The sequence below is a fragment of the Bacillus cereus group sp. BfR-BA-01382 genome, assembly GCF_022663475.1.
GTDB classification, from domain to species: Bacteria; Bacillota; Bacilli; order Bacillales; family Bacillaceae_G; genus Bacillus_A; species Bacillus_A thuringiensis_S.
The window spans coordinates 1-23,718 of record NZ_JAKUFQ010000031.1; the positions used below are offsets into that span (position 1 = coordinate 1).

A 23,718-nucleotide genomic window follows, 5' to 3' on the forward strand; every position below is an offset into this window, starting at 1 on the left:
TGGAATCGGAATAACTGGTCCCACCGGGGTTACAGGTCCTACCGGAATCGGAATAACTGGCCCCACTGGGGTTACAGGTCCTGCCGGTATCGGAATAACTGGTCCCACTGGGGTTACAGGCCCTACCGGAATTGGAATAACTGGTCCCACTGGCGCAACTGGTTTAGGGATTCTTCCCGTATTTGGAACAATAACTTCTGAAGTAGGAATCGGTTTTTCAGCAGTAGTTAATACAAATGTCAACTTTACCATTCCAGGACCTGTTAGTGGAACTACTCTAAATCCAGTAGACAACTCCATTACAATTGATACCACTGGTGTATACTCTGTATCCTTTTCAATCGTATTTGTAATACAAGCTATTTCGTCTAGCATATTAAATCTTACAATAAACGATTCCATTCAATTCGCAATTGAAACACGAGTTGGTGGTGCTTCTGGGGTAAGAGCCACATCCGCCAGAACTGATCTATTACCTTTAAACCAAGGAGATGTTCTTCGATTACGAATAAGAGAAGCCACGGGTGACATTATTTATTCCAATGCATCTCTTGTTGTTATAAAGGTCGACTAGTTCTTTTATTACAATAAAGATTCAGGAAAAATAAATATGCACCATATAAAAAGGAGAGGAAAACTTATATTTCAGTCTACCTCTCCTTTTTCATCACAAAATTACTGCTGAACATATATGGAAACTGATCCTCCACTTACTTGGAACTGCCCCCACCCGTCCTTATTAATTGTTACAGTATTTGTTTGATTACCCGTAATATCGTACCATACTTCCCCTGCGTTATTCTTCCCAACATCCATCCACTTTGACCCTCCTGGTCCATCAGAGATTAACGTTGCTAAACCAGAATTAGCATGTACACTATCACCTTCTCTTGTCCAGCCAATTACATCTGGATGATCAAAATAATCACGCTGCGTACCATATGCAAAGTTTTTTCGTGCCGTCAAAATCGGATCAATTTTGTCCTTTAACGCTGGAATTTCATAGTTACTATTTCCTTTTGTACCATAGTAATCACCATAGAAAACAGAAGGATATCCCTCTGCACGCGTTAAAATAAATGCATATGCCAACGGTTTGAACCAAGGGCTCACTACAGATTCCAATGACTGACCAGGCTGTGAATCATGATTTTCAACTAGAGTAACCGCAAGTGTAGGATGATTCGCAACTACCGTTCCTTTTAAAATATTTCTCATATCATAATTCCCATTTCCTGTTGAAGCATACTGAAAATTATAATGCAGTGGTGCATCGAACACAGATTGATTATAATTGACCTTCGCTAAATAATTATTTAAAGTCTGGATATCATTTTGCCAATATTCAGCTACTGTAAACATTTCTTTCCCCGTTTGCTGTCTAACATGATTTACCCAATCGCGCAAATATTCATGATCAATATGTTTAACAGCATCTAAACGAAAGCCATCTAAATTTAATTCCTTCGCATACCACGTTCCCCATTTTTTCATTTCATTCGCAACATCTGGATGATCAAAATCAAGATCCGCGTACATCAAATAATCATAATTCCCATTCTCGCTAGACACTTCCCAGTCCCACGCTTTACCTATGCCCCTAAATTTATAAATTCGGTTTAATTTCTTTCCTTCATCCCAATCTGTTCCGTCAAAATGATACCATTTCCATTTGAAATTAGAATAAGAATCTCCACGCCCTGGAAAGTTAAATCCTGTCCAAGCACTAATTTCATAATCACCTGATACTTCAACATTTCGATTGCTTGGGTCTACCTCAACTGCTGTGACAGTTTCTGTATAATCAGCCCCACCTTTATGATTCATAACTACATCACCGTATACATCGATGTTTTTCTTATGTAAAGCGTCAATTGCAGACTTCAATTGTGCTTTCGTCCCATATTTCGTCCGCACTGTTCCCTTTTGATTGAATTCCCCCAAATCATATAAATCATATGCTCCATATCCTACGTCATTTTGCGTAGTTCCTTTATATGCAGGTGGTATCCAAACAGATGTAATTCCTTTTTGCGCTAAATTTTCAGCATCAGTACGCAAACGATTCCAATGATCCCCATCATTCGGAGCATACCACTCAAAATACTGCATTAACGTTCCATTGTTAACTGTATCTGCATATGCTTTACTCCCCTCATATATACTAGGTAAAAACATAACAACTGACAATCCGACTATTGTTACTCTTTTAAACATCTGTACACCATCCCCTTCTAAGAAAGCGTTTGCATAGTTTATCAGAATTATTATAATATTCGTTCCACCGTTAGTAAAGTAGCAATCTCTCACTCTCCCACATTATTTTTAATCTCACTTCAAATATTCAACGTAGTTTTAATTTCACATCCTATTCAAGATTGTTTACAATTTACCTATAAAAACATAACGGAGGGATTTCTATGACAGACTTTCAAAAACAATTTTTCGTACGATTATATATAGAAGAAAAAGACACAGTTTCATTTGAAGATTTATCTAACATTATGTACGCAATGGCACAAACTGTTCCTTTTGAAAACTTAAATATTCTCGAAAAGAATTTTAAAGAAATATCAAAAGAAAATTTGAAAGAGAAAATTTTAGTAAATAACCGTGGCGGTCTTTGTTATGAACTCAATCCTACTATGTATTACTTCTTGAAAGATTCTGGATTCGATGTTCATCTCGTTTCAGGAACAGTTTATAACGCTACAAACTCCATATGGGCTGTTGATTCTGGCCATATTGCAACCGTTTTAACACATCATAATGAACTTTATTTAATTGAAGTAGGATTCGGATCATACTTACCTCTTGCCCCTGTCCCTTTCTCAGGTGAAGTCATTCACTCTGTTACAGGAGATTATCGTATTCGTAAAGAAATGACCGAAAAGGGAAACTACATTTTAGAGATGCGGAAAAACAATGAGTTCTTGGATCAATCTTCTGCTGATGATTGGACGTTAGGCTATGCATTTTATATAGAAGAAGTGGATGAAGAAAAAGCAAATACAGCACAAAAAATTATCGTTGAACATGAAGGGTCACCCTTTAATAAACTACCTCTTATTGTAAAACTAACTGAAGATGGGCATGCCTCTTTAACGAAAGATAGCCTTACAGTAGCGAAAAATGGTAAAAAAACGAAAGAAACCGTTACAGACATGCAATTTACAAACCTTTTACATTCAAAATTTGGAATTACACTATAAGTATGTAAGCCTTGTTATTTTAGCAAGGCTTTTCAATTTTCAGCAGGGATTTTTTGCAATTTGTTGTATTTCATAGTTATATAGAAATATAACTACATGTTTAGAAAGGAAATGATTATGACAGAACTTAAAGATCGATTACAAGTAGCTGATATAGAAAAATGGGATTTAACAGACATTTACCATACAATTGAAGATTGGGAAAGTGATTTTCATAAAATTGAAGTATTAACGAAGGAATTACACGAGTTTAATGGCAATATTCACGATGGCAATAGTTTATTAGCTTATTTAACGAAGAGTGAAGAAATTTCTAGCATAATATCTTTAATGTTCGCTTATGCACGATTACAATCTGACCTTGATACACGCGATACTGACGCGCAATCTCTTGTCGATAAAGTATCACAATTACACGTGAAAGTAAGTGCAGCTAAATCTTTCTTTTCCCCCTTCTTACTTAGCATAGACGAAAGCACATTACATTCTTACATAGAAGAAACAGAAGGCTTACAATATTATAAAGAAGACTTATTTGAATTATATCGTTATAAAAAACACGTATTGAATAAGGACCAAGAAGCAATTTTATCACAGATGGGTGAAGCTCTTTCTTCTCCACAGCACACATTTGGTATGTTAAACAATGCAGATATATTATTTGGTGAAGTGACGACTGACGATGGAGAAAAAGTGAACTTAACACGCGGAATGTATGCAAAGTTAATAGAAGATACGAATCGTGAAAAGCGTAAAGAAGCTTATAAAGCATATTACAAACCATATGTTCAGTTAAAGAATTCCATCGCATCTACTTTATCCGCTGCTATTAAAAATAATGTTACTGTTTCGAAGCTAAGAAACTATCCATCAGCGCTAGAGAAATCATTATTTGGCGATATGGTTCCGAAAGAAGTATATGAAAACCTTATTGATACAACGAAAAAAAACATTCAAACATTACATACATACAATGAAATTCGAAAAGAAAAATTAAACGTAGATGAACTAAGACAATACGACTTAGGCATCGATTTAGTAGAAGGTGCAAAACAAGACATCCCATATAGTGAAGCATTTGACATTATGATTGCATCACTAGCTCCTTTAGGAGAAGAATATATTGAGACATTAAAAAGTTTTAAAGATAAACGATATATAGACGTAAGAGAAACACCAGGAAAACGTTCTGGTGCTTATAACTTTGGTGTATACGGTGTTCATCCTTTCATTCTTTTAAATCATCACGATGATTTAAATAGCCTGTTCACTCTTACTCATGAATGCGGGCACGGTATGCATACGCACTATTCACATGGATACCAACCAAGAATTTCTGCACATTATTCTATCTTTGTGGCAGAAGTCGCTTCTACAGTAAATGAAGTGTTATTAATTCACTATTTATTAAAAGAAGCAAAAGAAACGAACGTGCGTAACCATTTAGTTAACCATTTTATTGAGAAATTTAAAGGTACTTTCTTTACACAAATCATGTTTGCAGAATTTGAAAAAATCACACATGAAATGGCTGAGCAAGGTAAACCATTAAATGCCCAAGTCTTCAGTGAAATTTATGAAAAGCTATTTAAAGAATATAACGGTGATTCACTTGTATTTGATGAAGAAGTAAAATACGGATGGGCTAGAATCCCTCATTTCTATCGCCCGTTTTACGTATACAAATATGCAACTGGATTCGCATCTGCCATTCAAATCGCTGATAAACTATTAAGCGGCGATCCAAATGCTCAAAAACATTATATTGAATTCCTTAAAGGCGGAAGTTCTGACTATCCACTAAACTTATTGAAAAAAGCTGGTGTTGATTTAACTACGCCAGAACCGATTGAAAGTGCATTGAAACAATTCACTCAACTTGTTGAGGAGTTTTCAGCATTATAAAAAGCATGCAGAGTATATACTCTGCATGCTTTTTTCATTTCGGTTACTTTATGCTAAATGTTGCTGCGTCACACAGTGAATCATGCCACCATACGCAAACAGCTCATTTACATAAATGCCGACAATTCTTCTTCCCGGAAACTGCCCTTCAATAATTTGAAGCGCTAACTTGTCATGCTCATCGCCATATATAGGAACCAATACAACCTCATTTCCAATATAAAAGTTTAAATATGAGCCCTTACAATCTGCTTCTTTTACAGCTTTTCTTGTCACCGGTACTGGTATAAGCTGAAATGGTTTTCCATCTATATTTCTTGCTTGTCTCAATTCTTGATAATGCTTTTCGTACGCCTCCAAAAGGTAGGATTCACTCTCCCCGAAAGGATCATATTCATAAAGAATTGTATTTTCATTTACAAAACGTGCTGCGCCATCAATATGGTAATCCGTATCTTCATCATAATTATCCTCACCACGAATACCAGTTATCCATATAAAATTCGTTACCCCCAAATACTTCGTTAACTCCATTTCAATCTCTTCCTGACTTAGTGTAGGGTTTCGATTTTCATTTATAATAGAAGTTTTTGCCGCCATTAAGGTTCCATTTCCGTTTATCTCTATTCCTCCACCTTCTAGACAGACACTAGATTTAACTTTTGGAATACTATACATCTCACTTATTTTTGCCGGAATAACAGCATCATTTTCATACGGATATTTATCTCCCCAACCATTAAAAACCCAGTGTGTTAAGCAGAGATTGCCTTCCTTATCTTTTACAAAGATCGGTCCATTATCTCTTATCCACACATCATCCGTCTCTTGAACTAAGAAATCAATTTTATCCATATCCACTTTCGCTTCCATTAACTTCGATTGGACATGTACTTTTTCTTCCTCATCATATACAACAATATGCACAATTTCTCCGTAATGAAGCTCCTTTGCCATCGTTACCCAAATATCATCTAGCTTAGCTCTGTAACCTTCACCTCTATGAGCTTTATCATGAGGCCATTGCAGCCATGTACCTTCATGTTTCTCCCATTCCGCAGGCATATAAAACAAACTATTTTCTATATTTCTCATACGTGTTCACCCCTTATATGAATGTACGTACAGTCTATACTTTGACATCGTGTTAAGGTCAACAGGAATATCTTCATTTACTTGTAGCAACTTTATAAGGTGACTCTTTATTTCGCCTTTTTATTATGATAAATTGCTTTCGTACATAGAATAAGGATTGACATAATATTAATGTCAATCCTTATTCTCATTCTATTTTCGTAACTAAAAAACAAATTTGTGTCACATACTCTTCTGCTAAACAATCACATTCAGGCCCCTTTATATAAACCTCATATGGCGAATTAACTATTACACACCCATTTTTTTCACCCCATTCTTCTAACGCTATATAAGCGTAACCAATATAGTCGTAACTTCCATAATGCATAGTAGTAACGATTTGATGTGGACTTAGTTTTTTCATTTCATACTCTTGTGCTACGTCTTCATCATTCCCCTGCATAACCGGGATTCTTAATTCAATATCACTGTTACTTGGAATATATTCTTCATCATAAAAGACTGCAGATGGTGAACCGACTATTTGAAAATTATTTTTTTGTACCTCTTCATATAAGTCATAAAAATAATCATCCATATCATCCATATCTATTTTTACTCTTTGAATAATTATCGTTACTTCATTCCTCATTCCCATTAATATATCGTAATTTCTATGACGAGCAGTATTTAGACTACTATTCACCTTTACCATTTCATTCATTTCTGAAATAACCTGTAAATTTTGCTTCACTTCCTGAGACAACTCGATAATTTGTGATTGTATATGTTGAACAAACGAATCTTGATCCGATGACTGCAAAACAATTTTAATTTTTGGAAGAGGAAATTTATACTCCCTTAGCTTTTTGATTTTCAACGCTACTTCCAGCTGTCCTTGTTCATAATACCTATACCCATTAACCGGATTCACATATGCCGGTTTTAATATCTCCTCTTTGTCATAATGTCTTAACATCCGCGTACTCATTTTACAAATCCGAGAAAACTCAGCGATGGTATACATATCAATACTCCTTGAATACATTTTCTTTTCATTACTTATTTATTAAAACCAATCAAAAATCTTCTTCATTGAAAAATCTTCATTCTGATTTTTCAATCTTCTTATTTTCGAAGGTAACAAATGACTTGGACAATACCACGTTAAACAATTCATCGCGCCTCCCATTGTTGATATTTCTCCTACATGAATTTGAATAACTTGTTTCTCCGTATACTGTTGAATATATCGTAAAACTTCCTCGTCTTTAGCTAGTCCAAACTTAGGAACATACAGAGCATCACATGATTCTAACATATTTATATACAATCCTTTTGCCGATGCTATCTCTTGATCATATTGTCCTTTCTCTGTATACGATGAAGGAACAACTATAAATGCAGCTTCTGGCATTTGTTCTTGAATAATCTCTTGAACACTATATCTAAATTCATGATCCCCTAAAAAATCACTAATAAACATTGTATGTTCATCAATAAATTTAACCATTCCGTCTGCGTGTGCTAGTACATCCCCTTCTTCAGCAGGAATAATAATAACTCGGCTCACATCTAAATCCCATTCTAACTGCTCAATAATTTCCTCTTCTGTCCAATCATCGTTATCATCAAATATGCGTTCTGTTAATATTACAGTATCTTTTTTATTCCAAATAAGATTACCACCATCTAATATTAATGGAGATTTTACATATTCAAAGTCATTCTTTTTCAACCATTTATTAAATTGTTGATCTAAATATCGCCCTTGATCATCTGGCAAATAATTTGGTCGATATTTAAATTTAACTAGATGATTTGTGGCAACCGGTGCAACATCTCTTAGCCAAATATCATCATACTCAAAACAGCTCGTATGAAAGTCTTGTTCTTCAACAGATAAAGATATAAGTTGATCTGCCATTGATTTCTTTTCATTTAAACATTCATTAAAGTAAATCAAGTCTTCATAAAATGGTTGATAATATTCATTCGATTCGTCTGGTATTGCAGTAAAAATAATCCCATTATGTTTTTGTTCCATATTATTTACCTCGCTTTTTAATAGTAGTTACATAACTGATTTCACAAAGCCAACTATTCCTCAATTCATTTCTCTTTTCATTACAACTCATGAACCGCGTATATTTCATGAATGGATTATAGCATGGAGAAATATTATATATTTATATAAAAAATATAAAGCTGACGTTAAGCCTTAAATTGACTCTTGACAAGTTTTTTAAATAACCTATTTTAAAACAACAATAAATGATTAAATGATTTTTTTATCACGATTCAAACCCATTACTTCTAATAGATCGTTTTGATTATATAAATTCACTAAATGCGCTTCTACTCCTATACAAATTCCTTCTAGCGGAAGATCATTTGGATCCTGACCAAAGGGATCTTCAATTTCAACCCCTATTGCTTCAATACCTATGAATGCAAAACTTATAAATGTAAACTATTTTGATTATTGTAATGAACCATATTTACAAAAACCTCTTTCTCTATTAACCTTTTATTCTTTTAAATCACGAAAGTATACAATTAAATAATAGAATCATAAACCCTATCATTATGAGGCTGGTTAAGATTATTTCTTTCAATACCGTTACTCCTTTTTTGCAAAAAGATAAAATATCTTATTTAATTCAACAACAAATGTTCACTATTCTAAATCCCGACGCATCATTTTAGAATTCGCAATGAACAACGCACTAATTAATACAAAGATTGCACAGGCATATAACAATAAATCTAACGGACTATCGTGATCTATAATGATGAGACGCACAATAGCTGTTATACCTATATATATAAAATATCGTAATGGAAAATGAAAATTCATTTGAAAATACTTTATAATCATTACGATGAATTCAAAGTACAAAAAGAATACGACGATACTATCAATTAAATGATAACTAGATTCATTACCATCCAATTTCAGTTCTTGTATAAACTGAATGACTTCTTTCATAAGAAATACACTTAGAACAACCCCTAAGCAAATTAAAGCTACATTTAAAATGTACTGTAAAACGATAGGGAAATACGAAAACACTATTTTAAAATTCTTTAACACAAACATTTTTCTCCTTTACCATATAAAACGAAAAGCGAACATACACTACAATTCAATTATCATTATATTTAATTTTTATTTTTACAAATAATAAGGAACGACAAAATAGGTAAAGATAAGATTTCACCTATTTTGTCTATATAGCAGCACAACGAAATTACAATTAATTACTTCAATGCAATTGGTTGTTGTTGTGTCACACAATGAATCATGCCACCATTTTTATAAAGCTCTCTCACATCAATGCCAACTACTTTACGATCCGGGTATAACTTCTGAATCGTATCGTTTGCGATTTTATCATTCGGATCATTATAATTAGGCACTAATACAACTGTATTCCCAATATAATAATTGATATACGATCCCTTATAATCGAGAGTTTTTCCATTTTCTAAAGCAACTTTTTCTTTACTAAGCGGCAAGTATTCATACTTATATTTCTGTCCTGAAGCATTTTTGGCATCTAACAATGTATTCATATCTTTATTAGATAAACCCCATTCGGCTAGGTCATCTTCTTTCATCGTTACAATGGTAGAGTTATTATGGAATTTAGCAAATCCATCAATATGAAAGTCCGTAATATCTAAATTAGGTACTCCGTCTAACCAAATAAAGTTTGATACCCCAAGGTCACTTATATATTTTTCAATTTCCTTTTCTGATAAATTAGGATTTCTATTTTTATTCGTTACTGCACTTCGAGTTAATAAAGCAGTTCCATTGCTGTCTAACTCAATTGCACCACCTTCAAGGACAAATTTCCCCCAATCAATTCTTTCAATTCCTGATTGTTTACTGACATTCTCTCGTATTCGAGCATCATTTTTGTAAGGCGTTTTCTTTCCCCATCCATTAAATGCCGGGTCTAATATTTTTAAATTTTTATTATTGTCATAAACAAAAATCGGTCCACTATCTCTTGCCCATACATCATCAGTAGGCGCGATAAAGAAATCAATCTTCTCCATATTTAACCCTTCATCTGTTAAAAGCTTATTGATTCTCTTCTTTTCTTCCTGGTCATATGCAACAATGTGGACTTTCTCTCCCTCAGTTAAAGCACTTGCCATCTTAACCCAAATAGGTTCAACTTCCTGCTTATACTCTTCACCATATGTGTATTCATGTGGCCATTGCAGCCATGTACCTTCATGTTTATCTTTTTCATCTGGCATCGTATATTTCCCAGCATTTTTCTGTACCTCTACTTTTTCTCCTTCTTTCCCTTTAACATTTTCATTGTTACCCTCAAAAGAGCATCCACTAATAATCGTTGTAGATAATGTAGCTATTAAACAAAACTTTATTACTTTTTTCATTTTTTCAACCTCCTGTTCTTGTCTCCAATAATGTAAAGCTTCACATAGTGTGAAGCTCAAGCTTTTTTATCAATGTAAAAATTACCAATTATTCTTTACATTACTTAGCATTTAACTACCTATTTTGGTTTATTCAAATGCCAATCACCTTTCTTACCTATTTATCCCGCTATTTGTGGGCAGTAAGTAAAACTTTACAAAATAAAAAAATCGGTATTGATAATTACATATCAATACCGATTTTTTATAATTATTTTCCTTCTATTAAATCATTCGCCATTTTCCTAAATTCTTGATTAAATGCATCATTCATACCATTTTGGACGTTAGAAAATAATATGACAAACGTTCGTTTATCCCAGTTAAAATTATTAAAAGTGTTCCAGCCAGCTAATACACCGTGGTTATGATAATAATCTGGGTAAATATAGAAACTAAATCCATATTTTCTTGCAGGTGATGCAGAAAACATATCTGATACACTTTGTTTAGAAAGTAGTTTACCATCCATAATAGCTTCATCTAACTTTTTCATATCTTCAACAGTCGTATACATTTCACCACAACCATACAGCCAGTTCATTTTTAAGCGAGGCGTGGCTATTAACTTATTATCTTTTTTCGTATACCCTTCTGCTAAGAAAATATCCTCTGGAAGTGTTGCGCCCATTCCAGATTCATGCATTTCAACAGGAGTCAAAATATTTTCTTTCACATATTCAGCAAGTGGTTTATTCGATATTTTTTCTACAATATATGCAAGCACCATATAATTATAATCTGTATATTTCCATCCTGTCCCTGCTGGAAATTGTAACGTTTGTGCCCCAATCCACGTTACTAATTTTAACCGTGATGCTGCGTCAACACTACCTTGTCCCTGTTCTGGTAATCCAGACGTATGTGTTAACAAATTTCGTAACGTAATGTTTTTATCTGCCGGAAACGATGGGATATATTTATTTACATTGTCTTCAATGTTCAACTTCCCTTTTTCTTTTAGTTGCATAATAGATATTGCAACAACTGTTTTCGTAATAGACCCAATGCGATATTTCGTTCTTGGAGTTGTTAATACTTGATCTTTCACATTCGCATAACCGTACCCTTTTCGTAAAATGACATGATCTTTACTTGCTACAAGAACACTCCCATTAAATCCTTTATCTTTTAAGTACTGATCTAGTTTTCCAGCTGCAATTTCATAACGCTTTTTCGCATTCGCATCAACTTCCTGCTTAACATCTTTTCGCTTACTATTTACATTTAAAAATGCCTTTACATCATATTTTTTTCCTTTATTTGCATGTATTAGTGTAACAACACTTCCACAAAAAACAGCAAAAATAAAGAAAACGATTAACCATTTCTTTAACATACTAGGAACCCTCTTTTATCTAGTTTCACTTAACGTACATCCATTCTATTTTATATCTTTTAATTATCAAGTATATTATAATATTATTTAATATTCACTATGTTAAAACTAGATTCCTTTTTCTCATTTTCAATTTTGACTACTCTCTATTGTATTTCTTTCTAGCAAAATTTCCAACATACAATCGGATGCATTACACTATAATTTCAAATTCTTTTGTAACATTTGTTACATACTAAAAAGAATGGAGATGTAATATGAAAAACACCGATAAACGCAACCGTTTAGATGATAAGATGTTTCATTATCGGATAACAAAAAACAACATGGTATTAATTGAATATTACGGAAAACAAATTATGATATTAAAAGGAAATGATGCTGAAAAATTTTTAAATAAAATAAATCATGCAAATAACGATAAAGAAAAACAGCTAATTATGGCTAAAATTACAGGTAATTTCAAAAGAGGTAATGAACGAAATTGAAAACGAATCTCATTTACATTTTGATTATACAACAAATAAAAAAAGAAATGTCGCTCATTCAACATTTCTTTAGACTTTCTTCACAAAAAATTTACATTGCTAACATTCCTTTATTTTCTATAATTCCTATATAAGCTAACCGCTGAAATAGTTAGTAATACAACTATGCATAACCACGCATACGTATATCCCTTCTTATCTACAATATAACCAAATAAAGCAGGTGCAACAATAATGGAAATTTGATTTAATGTAAGTGCAAAACTCACTGTCATCCCTACCGATTCTTCACTTGCTGATTCTGCAACTTCAGTTATAAAAAGACTAAACCATCCAATCGAAAAGAACCCTAACAATGCACTTACACCATACAATACATTCGTTATTGTATGTATGCTCATTACTAATATTAGAATGAAGAGAATAGAAATACAAACAGTTATAAATAAAGGGGTGCGCCGATTTCCCTTATAAAACAAATCACTAGTAGCTGCTAATATAACCCTACCAACCATTCCAGAAAAGAACATAACGGAAAATACTTTTCCAGCTAAAATTGGCGTGATTGATTGTTCCAATACTAAAAATTTTATAAAGTGTGCAACTAACACCATTTGCAATGAAATCATACAAATGCCAGTTATATAAATTGCATACAACTCTTTTTTACACATCACTTCTTTTAACTGCATCCAAAAAGAAAGTTTAATACGTTCTTGTTTAACTTTCTCTTGAATATATGGTTCCTTATAAAATATAAAAAATAAAAACCCTCCAATTATACAAATGCATGCAATACTATTTACCGCATAAGCCATATTATATTTTATTGTAAGAAACGGGATCAATACTCCCGCTAACGTGCCACCAATCGGTATACCAGCTTGTCTAATCCCCATTGCTAACCCGCGATTTTCTTTTGGGAACCACTTTATTATCACCTTACTTCCTCCTGGCTGCGAAACACTATAAAACGTTCCTACTAATAAAAGTACAAAGAGTAACCCATTAAATTCATTGACCATATTAGTCAGTAAAAATGAACCTCCTAGTAAAAATGAGCTTATCGAAATTAACAACTTTTCATTGTATTGATCAAGTAGCCGCCCGACAAAAAGCATACAAAATAGCGGTCCTATATTTACAACACTTACTAGCAATCCACTCTCCGTATTCGTAAGTGCATATTCTTCTTTCCAAAATAATGCAAACGCTCCAACACCATACGTTATAAGTGTCGCTGTTGTTTGAGCAACTGTCGCAAAAATTAACATAACCCACTTATAAGTACTATTCACCCTTTCTTCCATTAACACAATAATCCCTCCATCCCCCTTTCATTGTATGAAAGTTCTGATATCATATAAAATAAAGATTTATTATGTAATCCATCAAAAAAAATGATACCTTTTATGGAGGGATGATACTTGGATATAAAAGATTTAACTGTATTTTACGAAGTTGCGAAAGAAAAAAACATATCTCACGCAGCGAAAAATTTAAACTATGTACAGTCTGGCGTAACAATGCGTATGAAACAACTAGAAAACGAATTAGGTGTGCCTTTATTTTACCGAAACGGAAAAGGTGTAACTTTAACTTCTAACGGTGAGATTTTATTAACATACGCCAAACAAATTATCCACTTAATAGATCAATCTGTTAAAGCAGTTCAAAGTAATGGGATCGAACCAAGAGGCACTTTAAAAATTGGATGTACAGAATCTACAACCGCTGTAAGACTTCCATCTATATTAACAGCCTATTATGAGAAATACCCAAAAGTCGAATTGATTTTAGAATCAAATACGACGGAACAATTGATTAGGCTTGTATTAGAACGAAAACTGGACGGAGCGTTTATAGCTGGCTCTACTCAGCATACTGAACTTCATACAAATATATTTCGTGAAGAAGAATTAGTTCTCATTAGCAAAAATCCTTTATCTTCCTTTAAAGACATCGGAGACATGAATTTACTTGCATTTAGTCGCGGGTGCTATTATAGAAATTTATTAGAAGATTGGCTTCAAGAAGAAGGAATTTCACCTAAGCGAGTATTAGAGTTCGGAACAATTGAGGCGATACTCGCATGTGTAAAATCAGGTATGGGCATAGCAATTATGATGAAGTCTATTTTAAATGATCATAAACATGACATATCATTCAACCCTTTACCAAATAGCTTCAAAAAAGTTCCTACTACTTTTATTACTAGAAAAGATATATATCACTCTGCTGCATTACAAAAATTTATGGAGATGACTCACAATGCGTGAAAAGAAAATACGTGGTATGAAACGAAAAACAAACACTTTAATAAAGCGAATTGAGGAACATACAAAAACGTTCCCTTCTATTTTCTATAACGATGAATATTGGAATATGCTATTGCCAGTTTCGCAAACTTTTATCGACTCTCGTAAAACACCTAGAAAAGTAAAGCGATTATGTATTCAAACCTTATTAAATCAAGCAAATCATTTAATAAATATGAAACCGAGCGATACACATACATATCGAGTTGTTGTTTTAATTTCTATAAATAATTTGTGGGGTTCGCAAATCATTATATTTAAAAATGAGGACTACTTTCATAATTTTTTTAATAGAAATAGTGAATTTCAAAAATGGATTCTTCTTTCAAATGAAATTGATTTTTGGGAGAAATTAGAAATTCCAGTTTGTCATTCCTTCGAAACGCTTCGCTTTCAAGAAATTATTTATGATGAAGATGAATGCTACGAAAAAGAGATTCTGTTTATCGGGGAGTTAAATTAAAAAGGGTGTACCTAAAACACTGGTATACCCTTTTTCACTTATTTCCCCTTCAATACACTATGTAATCGATCCGGATAATTTGTAAACATTCCTGTAGCACCCCATTTGATTAACAGTCTCATATCTGGTTTCTCATTAATTGTATAAGGATGAATTAACAGTCCATTTTTCCTAGCTATTTTCATATATGATTCATCAATAATTAGTTCTCCGTTATCATTACGTAAGTTTGGTCCAATACCAGCTGCATACTTTTTAATTTCTTGAAAATCATCATTCGTTACACTTTTCGGTTCATGTGTAATGCCAGACCATTCAACAATTTCATTGTTTTCATTTGGATAATACCAAAGCAATTGAACTAACGGAATATTTTCATTCATACTATGAATCTTTTTCAAACTATCTTTACTAAATGATTGAATCATAACACGGCTAGATGACATGTTTTGACCTACTAAATTATATTTATTTAACAATGCTAACAATTTCTCTTCCATTCCTGGATACACATCTGGTGATTTTGTTTCAATGTAATACTTCATGCTTCTTCCATACTTTTGGAAGATTTCTTCAAGAGTCGGAACTTTTTGCCCAACATACTCTTGCTTAGCCTTTTCTGGATACGCTTTATTAAACCACGTTCCTGCATCTAAACTCTTTATTTCGCTTAACGTTTTATCACGTACTTCGCCTGTTCCATTTGTAGTGCGATCAACTGCTGTATCATGCATTGCAATTAATTGGCCATCCTTTGTTAATTGAATATCTAACTCTAAATAATCCGCTTTCATTTTTTTCACTAAATCATAAGAAGCAAAAGTATGCTCAGGTGCATGTCCACTTGCTCCGCGATGTGCAATATTTAAAAACTTATTCGTATTCCATTCATGCTTCCCTTCTGCTTTCGCATGAACAGCTCCCCCAACAAAGATACTTCCCGTCATAAAGAAAATAACTAAAACGCTAATAATCTTTCTCATCCTTCTAACCCTTCCTACGTTGCAAATTTCAACAAGCTAATGAGATTTACACGAAATAGAAGACACACTTTCATTATTTTTATAGACCTATATTAAAATTCCAATCTTACAAATATACTTTATCTATATTATTAATATAGAAAACTAGTATTATCCTATTTAATTCCTATAGTCCTCCTTTTCATATGTAACTCTCTATTTTGTACGATTCATTCAATAAAAAAAGCCATAAATTATTTAGAATACACTCCTGTATCCCTAAATAAATTTATGGCTTTTCTCAAATATCTCCGGCCTCTATTAACTTGTCGAATTTAATCATACCAAACCTATTGAAATTTGTGAATATTTTTTTCAGTACAGTGAAGCACATAAAACAATATTTCTGTAGTTACTTAAAAATCACATAATAAATTTCTCATTACCTCTTCCAATACTATATCTGGATTTACTACCGTTTTTTCCGAACGCCATCCGATAAAGCCATCTGGTCTAATTAATACAGCACCTCCATTCTCTATACCATATAATTTGCTAAAAATATCTTCTGGAACAACAAAGTCTCCACTTAAGCCAACACGATACCCTTTTATATTTATTCCTAATTTAGCTGAAACAGCATGTGCTGCCTCAGCCCAAGAACTATTTTCTACTCCTGTAAGTAATACAAAACTGTTACCGAATAAGTCTAATGTAGAAACTTTCTTTCCTTCATACGTTCCCCATAAATGCTGTGCTCGTGTTCCAGGTCTCCCGTTCAACTCTATGCTATCCATTCTATGTGGAGTGACTGAATTATCTATAATTGCCTCTGAACAATACTGATATCCAACTGTAACAGCTAAAACATCCATATTATTCAAACTGCCTTCCTCTCTATTCGCAGCACGAAACAGTAAACTACTTGCATAAGCTGTCGTTAATTTTGCAACAGAGTGTCTCTCTTCATGATATGTTTCTAACAATTTTGGTTTTGCCTTCCCTTTTATAACAGCCGCTAATTTCCAAGCTAAGTTATGCGCATCTTGTATTCCTGTATTTGAACCAAATCCTCCTGTTGGCGGCATAATATGTGCTGAATCTCCAACTAAAAAGGTTCGATTTCCTTGAAATTTCACCGCTGTACTTTCGGCCGCTTCCCACGGTAAAACACTTAATATTTTTGATTCAACATTTGTACTTCCAATTGCTATTTGAATAATTTGTTTACAACGTTCTATAGTGAAGTCCTCTAGCCCCTCTCCTTTTAATGGATCGTAGGCTACATGATAAATCCATTTTTTTACGTTATCAACTGGGATAAGTGCACCAAGAACCTCCGGATGAAGTACCATCGAAAAACCGAATGCGTCTCCTTGTATAAACTCTCTTAAATCAGCTTCAAAATAAATATTCATATAATAGCCACCAATGGTTCCACGCCCCTCAGTTTTAATCCCTAACTGCTCACGTATTTTACTTTTCGCTCCATCCGCTGCAATTACATAGTCACAATGTATGACACTTTCTTTTTCTGTTTCACGATTTCGAATCTTTGCTTTTGCCCCGTTTTCATTTTGTTCAAATGAAACTAATTCATGATAAAAAGATAGTTGCCCGCCTAGCGTTTTTGCTTCTTGTAACATCATCTCTTCTAAAATAATTTGATAACATGCAGTTTGTTTTGATGGACTAATCTTTTCTATTTTTTGAAGTAACTCTTCATCGTTTCTGTATTGCGTCGCTCTCATTTGTTCCAATTCTTCTTTATTCGCCTCAGCTATTGTATGAACCGCTATTCTTCCTCGGCAGTTCTCTAATGCTTTACCTGCCAATTTAATTCTTTGTTCCAAGCCTAATTCTCGAAATAACTCCATTGTACGTAAAGTAAGACCGCCTGCTTTCGGATGAATGGCAGTAGACGGATGCCTTTCAATAAGTAAGTACTCAATGTTATGTTTTGCAAGAAATAACGCAGACGCTAACCCAGATAATCCCCCTCCAACAATTAAAACTGGTACATAATTCGATTTCATATATTTACCCTCCACATCATTGTTCTGAGCTCAGTGACATAAATATAATCAAAAAAAACATTAAAATATAGACTTATATTTCATTTTGAATTATCATATAGATAGATTACGCCCCAAAATCCCTTTTACCTTTTCATACAGATATAATCCACCTGAATTATATCTGTATGAAAGTGTAAAACAAAAGAACGTACTTTACGTTGAACTATGTTCTATCGTAAAAATCAAAAATAATAAAAACATTATAAACGGTCGTAACCTTATGGATTATACAAGGTTACGACCGCTTATTTTATTGTTACATCATTTTTTGTTTTTAAAACTTCATCTATTGTGTTATGTAGTCCTTCCAATCCCTTTTCTATCTCCCTATAATTTTCAAAAATAAAAAATTCATTCGTCTCGATTTTCTTTCCCAATATTGCACCTCATACAACAATCATGTAGCATTACCGTATCGAAGTAATGGTTCGTTATCTTAAACCTTTCGACTAATTAGCAGGAGGCAAAGTGATTGAAATGAATAAACAAGAACAATTAAATATTATAAAAAAAGATTTTATTGATTCTCAAAAAGTATTATTGGCAATTGGTGATGAAACACGTCAAGCTATTTTATTAGTGCTAATGGAAACGGAATGTCAAACAGGATTACGTGTAGGAGAAATCACGAAGCAAACACACCTTTCCCGTCCAGCAGTATCACATCACCTTAAGATTTTACGAGAAGCTGGCATTATTTTAATGAGAAAAGAAGGTACAAAGAATTTTTATTATATTGATATACGTACAAAATTAGGTTTATTAAAAAATCTTGTATTAGATATTGAGAAGCTATTGCAAAACTTTTATTAAAACTTGGAGGTATAAGAAATGAAAGCAATGATAATTGATAGATATGGAAAAGTCCCAATGCGTATGGCAGAGGTACCTACTCCTGAAATAAAAGAGTATGAGGTGCTCGCAGAAATTCATGCAGCTAGTATTAACCCAATTGATTTTAAAATACGCGACGGAAAAGTAAAAATGTTACTGAAATATGAAATGCCCCTAATCCTTGGTAATGACTTTGCCGGTGTCATCACGAAGGTTGGATCAAAAGTAACTCGTTTTAAAGTTGGTGATGCAATATATGCTCGTCCAAGAAAAAATAAGATTGGTACTTTCGCGGAGTATATAGCCATTCATGAAGATGATATAGCTTTAAAGCCGAAAAATTTAAGTTTTGAGGAAGCTGCTTCGATTCCACTTGTTGGCTTAACATCATATCAAGCATTACATGACATCATGCAATTACAAAAAGGACAAAAGATTTTAATTCACGCTGGATCCGGTGGTGTTGGTACTTTCGCAATTCAGTTAGCAAAAATAATGGGTGCTACTGTTACAACGACTGCTAGTGAAGCTGGTGCAAATTTAGTAACGTCTCTTGGCGCAGATGAAATTATTAATTACAAAACAGAAAAATTTGAAGATATACTAAAAAATTATGATGCGGTATTTGATACAATCGGCGGTGCAACGCTTGAAAAATCATTCAATATTATAAAAAGCAGAGGAAACATTGTTTCCGTTTCAGGTATGCCGAATGCACGCTTCGGTAAAGAATTTGGTTCAGGATTCTTTAAAACTCTCTTATTTTCATTAGCCAGCAAAAAACTTACTGCACTTGAAAAAAAGCATAATGCTCAATATTCATTTTTATTTATGAAGCCAAGCGGGGATCAATTACGTACTATTGCAAACTATATTGAAGCCGGAAAAATCAAACCGGTAATCGATCGAGTCTTCCCTTTTGAAGATGCGCAAAAAGCAATGGAATATTCAGAGTCTGGAAGAGCAAAAGGAAAAATAATTGTAAAAATTAAATAATAATAAAACCTCCATTTTCTTAAAATGGAGGTTTTAAATTTGCTGTTAAATAGACATAGTGCAATGAAGTCCTTACAATAGATTGCAAGGGGAAATATTATATTATACTTTTAGTTAACTTTACAAAGAATACATACGTACAAATACATAACTTAAAATACAAAAAGGAGGAGATACAATGACTAAAAATAATGAAACAGGTTGGAATTTAGATAATAGTTATACGACTTTACCACAATCATTTTATACAGAAATCCCCCCTACTCCCGTAAGTTCACCGGAGTTAGTTAAACTAAACCATTCATTAGCGATATCTCTTGGCTTGACCCCTGAAGAACTGAAAAAGGAAGCTGAAATTGCTATTTTCGCTGGTAATGCACTCCCAGAAGGAGCTCATCCATTAGCTCAAGCATATGCTGGCCATCAATTCGGACATTTTAATATGTTAGGCGACGGTCGTGCTCTTTTAATTGGCGAACAAATTACTCCTTCAGGTGAGCGTTTCGATATTCAACTGAAAGGTTCTGGCCCTACTCCCTATTCACGCCGAGGAGATGGCCGTGCTGCACTCGGTCCGATGCTACGTGAATATATCATTAGTGAGGCAATGTATGCACTTGATATTCCGACTACTCGCAGTTTAGCAGTTGTCACAACTGGTGAAGCAACATATCGTGAAACAAAGTTACCTGGAGCAATTTTAACTAGAGTAGCTAGTAGCCATATACGCGTCGGTACATTTCAATATGCTGCAGCTCGTGGTTCAATAGAGGACCTGAAATCACTAGCTGACTATACGATAAAAAGGCATTACCCAGAAATTGAAGCTCATGAAAACCGATATACTGCATTACTACAAGAAGTCATTAAAAGACAAGCCAGTCTTATCGCAAAATGGCAACTTGTTGGATTTATCCACGGTGTAATGAACACTGACAATATAACGATTAGTGGCGAAACAATTGATTACGGTCCTTGTGCATTTATGGACAATTACAATCAAGGAACCGTATTTAGCTCTATTGACACACAAGGTCGTTATGCATATGGAAATCAACCATATATGGCCGCATGGGACCTCGCTCGATTAGCAGAATCTTTAATACCAATTCTGCACGAAGATGAAGAAGAAGCATTAAAGATCGCCCAAGACGAAATTTCGAAATTTAGCGTACAGTATGAAAACCATTGGTTCCTTGGAATGAAAAAGAAATTAGGACTATTTAGTACCGAAGAACAAGATCAACCACTTATTGAGCAACTTTTAAAAATGATGGAGAAATATAAAGCAGATTATACAAATACATTCCGTTCATTAACTCTTGATGCTATTGAAAATACAGCTCTATTTGAAAGTCCTGAATATAAAGATTGGTACAAACTGTGGCAATCTCGATTAAAAAGACAAGAACAATCGAAAGAAAACGCCTACGAAATGATGAAAAATAATAACCCATCAATCATCCCAAGGAACCACCGTGTAGAAGAAGCACTAGAAGCAGCTGTTACAAATGACGACTATAGCGTAATGGAGAAACTTCTTGAAGCTTTATCAAACCCTTATGCGTATTCTACAGATCAAGAAGAATACTGCATTCCGCCTGCACCGACGAATCGCCCTTATCGTACTTTTTGTGGGACTTGATTAAAAATTTGTTTTTATTTTAACCCAAAATTTATTAAGTTAACTATTAATCACAAACTTAAAAGTTGCTTTCAATATTGAAAGCAACACATTTAGTATCCAACCTTAAACAAGTCACAAATTATAATTTGTGACTTGTTTAATTACCCACGTTCAATAGAAGATTTGTTTTGCAGGCATCGTTGTATCTTCAGAGACAGCATATGGATTTTCATTAGGTTTTATAATTATAAACATTCTACCATATCCACTGTGAGCTAATTTATTGCAAAGACCTTCTACCATAAAACCCCATAACTCCAGCTGCTATTCCCATTATAGATAATCCAAGTTTTTTCTTTATTTTAATGCTTCTTTTTCAAATATTCTCTTTTTTATTTCATAACTCATAAAAAAATACTTTTCTGCTTTTTCTATATTACCTACCTTATGAAACTCTAATGCCAGACTTTCGGTATATTCGTGAATATACTCCGATAAATTTTTTCTTTCAAAGTAAGAAAAACCTTCAAGAATAATTTTTTCTATTTTTTCTACCTCTAAATGCTGACAAAATCCCTTTAGAATTAAAAAGTGATATCTATATTCATCATTTTTTAATTCCTCACAAACCTTCAATCCACTTTCAATTAATTCCTTCGCTTTTTCTATTTCACCTAATTTATAATATTCTCTTGCCTCTAAAAAGATTGCCTTATAATGAGTAGGCATTTTTTTAGAAACCTCAGATAAGTGTCTAATTGCTAAAACTGAAAGATTTTGACTCGCATACAATAAACCTAAATTATGTCTGATTCTTAATACTAACATTTCAGCATCATTTTTTTGTAAAATGTTTATTGCTGACGCAATATATTCCTCACCTTTATCATGCTGCTTTAATTCCGAAAAAGATAATCCTAATATATTTTCGCACAGCGCTATGTTCACTTCATACCCTGCTTGTTTAACAAAGATATCTCTTGCCTTTGAAGCGTATTCAATAGCTGAATATGCGTAATGCAAGTGGTATTTTAATATAGCAACTCTATAATTAAACTCTGCATATTCAATTTCATCTGAAATATGCTCTAATAACCCTTCAGCTTTTTCAAAATAGTTGCTAGCTTCACTATAATTAGTAAGAATTGTATAATGAATGGCTTTGAATAAATAATAATAATAATTAGAATATTCATCATTCGGTTTAGGCAATGCATCTATTTTATCAAAAGCTTTTTTCAAATTACCTAAACCATCTATTAGCACTTTATATCGAAATTCTAACAGATAATAGTGAAATGAAACCTTTACATCTGATTCGATAATATAAAGCTTTTTATCGATCTCTTCTTTTAATTTTTTTGCTTCACTTATACGTTGAGCTCTAATATCTCGATACCAATCATTCAGCATCTTATTAATTAATTCATTGCCAGTGATTTGTATATTCATCAAATCCACTCTCCTTCTTTTAATTATCATAAAAATAACATAATTCGATTATTTGTATCTATCTATATATATATTTCTCAACAATTGAACAAAATTCATTCACTGAATTTTGTTCAATATTTTAATAGACCCGCTGTAAATATGAATACTTTTTCTTATAACCTCTGAATATGAGTATCCTTAAAATCCGTCTCATATTTCAATCCATATCCAAACATTCGATCCATTCCAATATGTGCTGTCCATATTAAGCCAATCATTATAACGGTATCTATCTTAAAATAGACACCTATTAGAACAATTAATATGGATATGATATATGTGTGACATACATTATATATTTTCGCACCAACGTGATTATTAATCCCATATGCTAACATTGATAGATCCGGCGCTAAAAGGAATACAAAAAATATAATCCAACTAAACTCATAGATCGAATACATATAAATCGCGGCTAAAAATACAACCATTCCTTCAAAATGTACAATACGTTTTTGCATTAT

The 23,718-nt window shown here is 33.2% G+C and carries 23 protein-coding genes and 1 pseudogene; 9 read left to right on the top strand and 15 right to left on the bottom strand.

What is annotated here, in order from left to right; genetic code table 11:
- On the top strand, positions 1 to 574 hold a 574-nt coding region (betA, locus tag MR160_RS34985), incomplete at its 5' end, for a collagen-like exosporium glycoprotein BetA (RefSeq protein ID WP_242297647.1).
- 101 nt (positions 575 to 675) lie between these two features.
- Here the strand turns inward: betA and amyS are convergent.
- Entirely contained in the window at positions 676 to 2,217 is a 1,542-nt protein-coding gene (gene amyS / locus MR160_RS14745) for an alpha-amylase (RefSeq protein ID WP_000476900.1), read from the bottom strand.
- Positions 2,218 to 2,420: 203 nt separating this feature from the next.
- On the opposite strand from amyS, the gene MR160_RS14750 reads away from it, so the two are divergent.
- Positions 2,421 to 3,212 carry an arylamine N-acetyltransferase family protein gene (locus tag MR160_RS14750; protein ID WP_000129232.1) on the top strand — a complete coding sequence of 264 codons (792 nt, stop codon included), beginning with the start codon at positions 2,421 to 2,423 and terminating at the stop codon, positions 3,210 to 3,212.
- A 117-nt stretch (positions 3,213 to 3,329) separates the two neighbouring features.
- Entirely contained in the window at positions 3,330 to 5,117 is a 1,788-nt protein-coding gene (gene pepF, locus MR160_RS14755; protein WP_000137532.1) for an oligoendopeptidase F, read from the top strand.
- Positions 5,118 to 5,165: 48 nt separating this feature from the next.
- On the opposite strand, the gene MR160_RS14760 is transcribed toward pepF, so the two are convergent.
- The 7 genes and pseudogenes from MR160_RS14760 to MR160_RS14790 all read right to left on the bottom strand — a co-directional run bounded on the left by MR160_RS14760 (position 5,166) and on the right by MR160_RS14790 (position 11,994).
- Positions 5,166 to 6,212 carry an agmatine deiminase family protein gene (locus MR160_RS14760; RefSeq protein ID WP_001244188.1) on the bottom strand — a complete coding sequence of 349 codons (1,047 nt, stop codon included), beginning with the start codon at positions 6,210 to 6,212 and terminating at the stop codon, positions 5,166 to 5,168.
- A 187-nt stretch (positions 6,213 to 6,399) separates the two neighbouring features.
- Entirely contained in the window at positions 6,400 to 7,221 is an 822-nt protein-coding gene (locus MR160_RS14765) for a MerR family transcriptional regulator (RefSeq protein WP_242297649.1), read from the bottom strand.
- Between the two features lie 42 nt (positions 7,222 to 7,263).
- A complete protein-coding gene (locus MR160_RS14770; protein WP_000435525.1) occupies positions 7,264 to 8,241 on the bottom strand; it encodes an agmatine deiminase family protein in 978 nt (325 codons plus the stop codon).
- 231 nt (positions 8,242 to 8,472) lie between these two features.
- A pseudogene (locus tag MR160_RS14775) lies at positions 8,473 to 8,664 on the bottom strand (bestrophin family protein); the annotation flags it as partial.
- Between the two features lie 210 nt (positions 8,665 to 8,874).
- A complete protein-coding gene (psiE, locus tag MR160_RS14780; RefSeq protein WP_000916570.1) occupies positions 8,875 to 9,291 on the bottom strand; it encodes a phosphate-starvation-inducible protein PsiE in 417 nt (138 codons plus the stop codon).
- Between the two features lie 167 nt (positions 9,292 to 9,458).
- Positions 9,459 to 10,616, bottom strand: a complete 1,158-nt coding sequence (locus tag MR160_RS14785) for an agmatine deiminase family protein (protein WP_000755771.1) — start codon at positions 10,614 to 10,616, stop codon at positions 9,459 to 9,461.
- A gap of 250 nt (positions 10,617 to 10,866) precedes the next feature.
- Positions 10,867 to 11,994 (bottom strand): serine hydrolase domain-containing protein, encoded by a 1,128-nt coding sequence (locus MR160_RS14790; RefSeq protein WP_242297652.1) that lies wholly within the window; start codon positions 11,992 to 11,994, stop codon positions 10,867 to 10,869.
- Positions 11,995 to 12,251: 257 nt separating this feature from the next.
- On the opposite strand from MR160_RS14790, the gene MR160_RS14795 reads away from it, so the two are divergent.
- The gene (locus MR160_RS14795) at positions 12,252 to 12,482 is read left to right on the top strand and encodes a hypothetical protein (protein ID WP_000798793.1); all 231 of its coding nucleotides are present in this window, start codon (positions 12,252 to 12,254) and stop codon (positions 12,480 to 12,482) included.
- Between the two features lie 110 nt (positions 12,483 to 12,592).
- Here MR160_RS14795 and MR160_RS14800 read toward each other — a convergent pair whose 3' ends face one another.
- Complete coding sequence (locus MR160_RS14800) at positions 12,593 to 13,792, bottom strand: MFS transporter (RefSeq protein ID WP_015945864.1); 1,200 nt, start codon at positions 13,790 to 13,792, stop codon at positions 12,593 to 12,595.
- A 117-nt stretch (positions 13,793 to 13,909) separates the two neighbouring features.
- On the opposite strand from MR160_RS14800, the gene MR160_RS14805 reads away from it, so the two are divergent.
- Together MR160_RS14805 and MR160_RS14810 are read left to right on the top strand one after the other, a co-directional pair.
- A complete protein-coding gene (locus MR160_RS14805; protein WP_000351677.1) occupies positions 13,910 to 14,761 on the top strand; it encodes a LysR family transcriptional regulator in 852 nt (283 codons plus the stop codon).
- On the top strand, positions 14,754 to 15,263 hold the full coding sequence (locus MR160_RS14810) for a DUF3916 domain-containing protein (protein ID WP_001208325.1): 510 nt from the start codon (positions 14,754 to 14,756) through the stop codon (positions 15,261 to 15,263). Before MR160_RS14805 ends, MR160_RS14810 begins: the two co-directional genes overlap by 8 nt.
- 38 nt (positions 15,264 to 15,301) lie before the next feature.
- Here the strand turns inward: MR160_RS14810 and MR160_RS14815 are convergent, their stop codons facing one another.
- From MR160_RS14815 to MR160_RS34850, 3 genes are all read right to left on the bottom strand, one after another.
- Positions 15,302 to 16,246, bottom strand: coding sequence for a glycerophosphodiester phosphodiesterase (locus MR160_RS14815; protein WP_001226361.1), 945 nt, complete (start codon positions 16,244 to 16,246; stop codon positions 15,302 to 15,304).
- Between the two features lie 395 nt (positions 16,247 to 16,641).
- Positions 16,642 to 18,261, bottom strand: coding sequence for an FAD-dependent oxidoreductase (locus MR160_RS14820; RefSeq protein ID WP_044784019.1), 1,620 nt, complete (start codon positions 18,259 to 18,261; stop codon positions 16,642 to 16,644).
- A gap of 287 nt (positions 18,262 to 18,548) precedes the next feature.
- Complete coding sequence (locus MR160_RS34850) at positions 18,549 to 18,680, bottom strand: hypothetical protein (RefSeq protein WP_000516656.1); 132 nt, start codon at positions 18,678 to 18,680, stop codon at positions 18,549 to 18,551.
- Positions 18,681 to 18,771: 91 nt separating this feature from the next.
- Between MR160_RS34850 and MR160_RS14825 the strand changes: the two genes are divergently transcribed.
- The 3 genes from MR160_RS14825 to MR160_RS14835 all read left to right on the top strand — a co-directional run bounded on the left by MR160_RS14825 (position 18,772) and on the right by MR160_RS14835 (position 21,778).
- Complete coding sequence (locus MR160_RS14825) at positions 18,772 to 19,116, top strand: ArsR/SmtB family transcription factor (protein ID WP_000571870.1); 345 nt, start codon at positions 18,772 to 18,774, stop codon at positions 19,114 to 19,116.
- Positions 19,117 to 19,134: 18 nt separating this feature from the next.
- The gene (locus MR160_RS14830; protein ID WP_000646432.1) at positions 19,135 to 20,133 is read left to right on the top strand and encodes an NADP-dependent oxidoreductase; all 999 of its coding nucleotides are present in this window, start codon (positions 19,135 to 19,137) and stop codon (positions 20,131 to 20,133) included.
- A gap of 178 nt (positions 20,134 to 20,311) precedes the next feature.
- On the top strand, positions 20,312 to 21,778 hold the full coding sequence (locus tag MR160_RS14835; RefSeq protein WP_000164912.1) for a protein adenylyltransferase SelO: 1,467 nt from the start codon (positions 20,312 to 20,314) through the stop codon (positions 21,776 to 21,778).
- A gap of 153 nt (positions 21,779 to 21,931) precedes the next feature.
- Here MR160_RS14835 and MR160_RS34855 read toward each other — a convergent pair whose 3' ends face one another.
- The 3 genes from MR160_RS34855 to MR160_RS14845 form a co-directional block, all read right to left on the bottom strand.
- Positions 21,932 to 22,063 carry a hypothetical protein gene (locus MR160_RS34855; RefSeq protein ID WP_000229165.1) on the bottom strand — a complete coding sequence of 44 codons (132 nt, stop codon included), beginning with the start codon at positions 22,061 to 22,063 and terminating at the stop codon, positions 21,932 to 21,934.
- Between the two features lie 54 nt (positions 22,064 to 22,117).
- Positions 22,118 to 23,212 carry a response regulator aspartate phosphatase gene (locus MR160_RS14840; protein WP_001025501.1) on the bottom strand — a complete coding sequence of 365 codons (1,095 nt, stop codon included), beginning with the start codon at positions 23,210 to 23,212 and terminating at the stop codon, positions 22,118 to 22,120.
- 155 nt (positions 23,213 to 23,367) lie between these two features.
- Positions 23,368 to 23,715 carry a DUF4260 domain-containing protein gene (locus MR160_RS14845; protein ID WP_001172057.1) on the bottom strand — a complete coding sequence of 116 codons (348 nt, stop codon included), beginning with the start codon at positions 23,713 to 23,715 and terminating at the stop codon, positions 23,368 to 23,370.
- Positions 23,716 to 23,718: the final 3 nt, after the last annotated feature.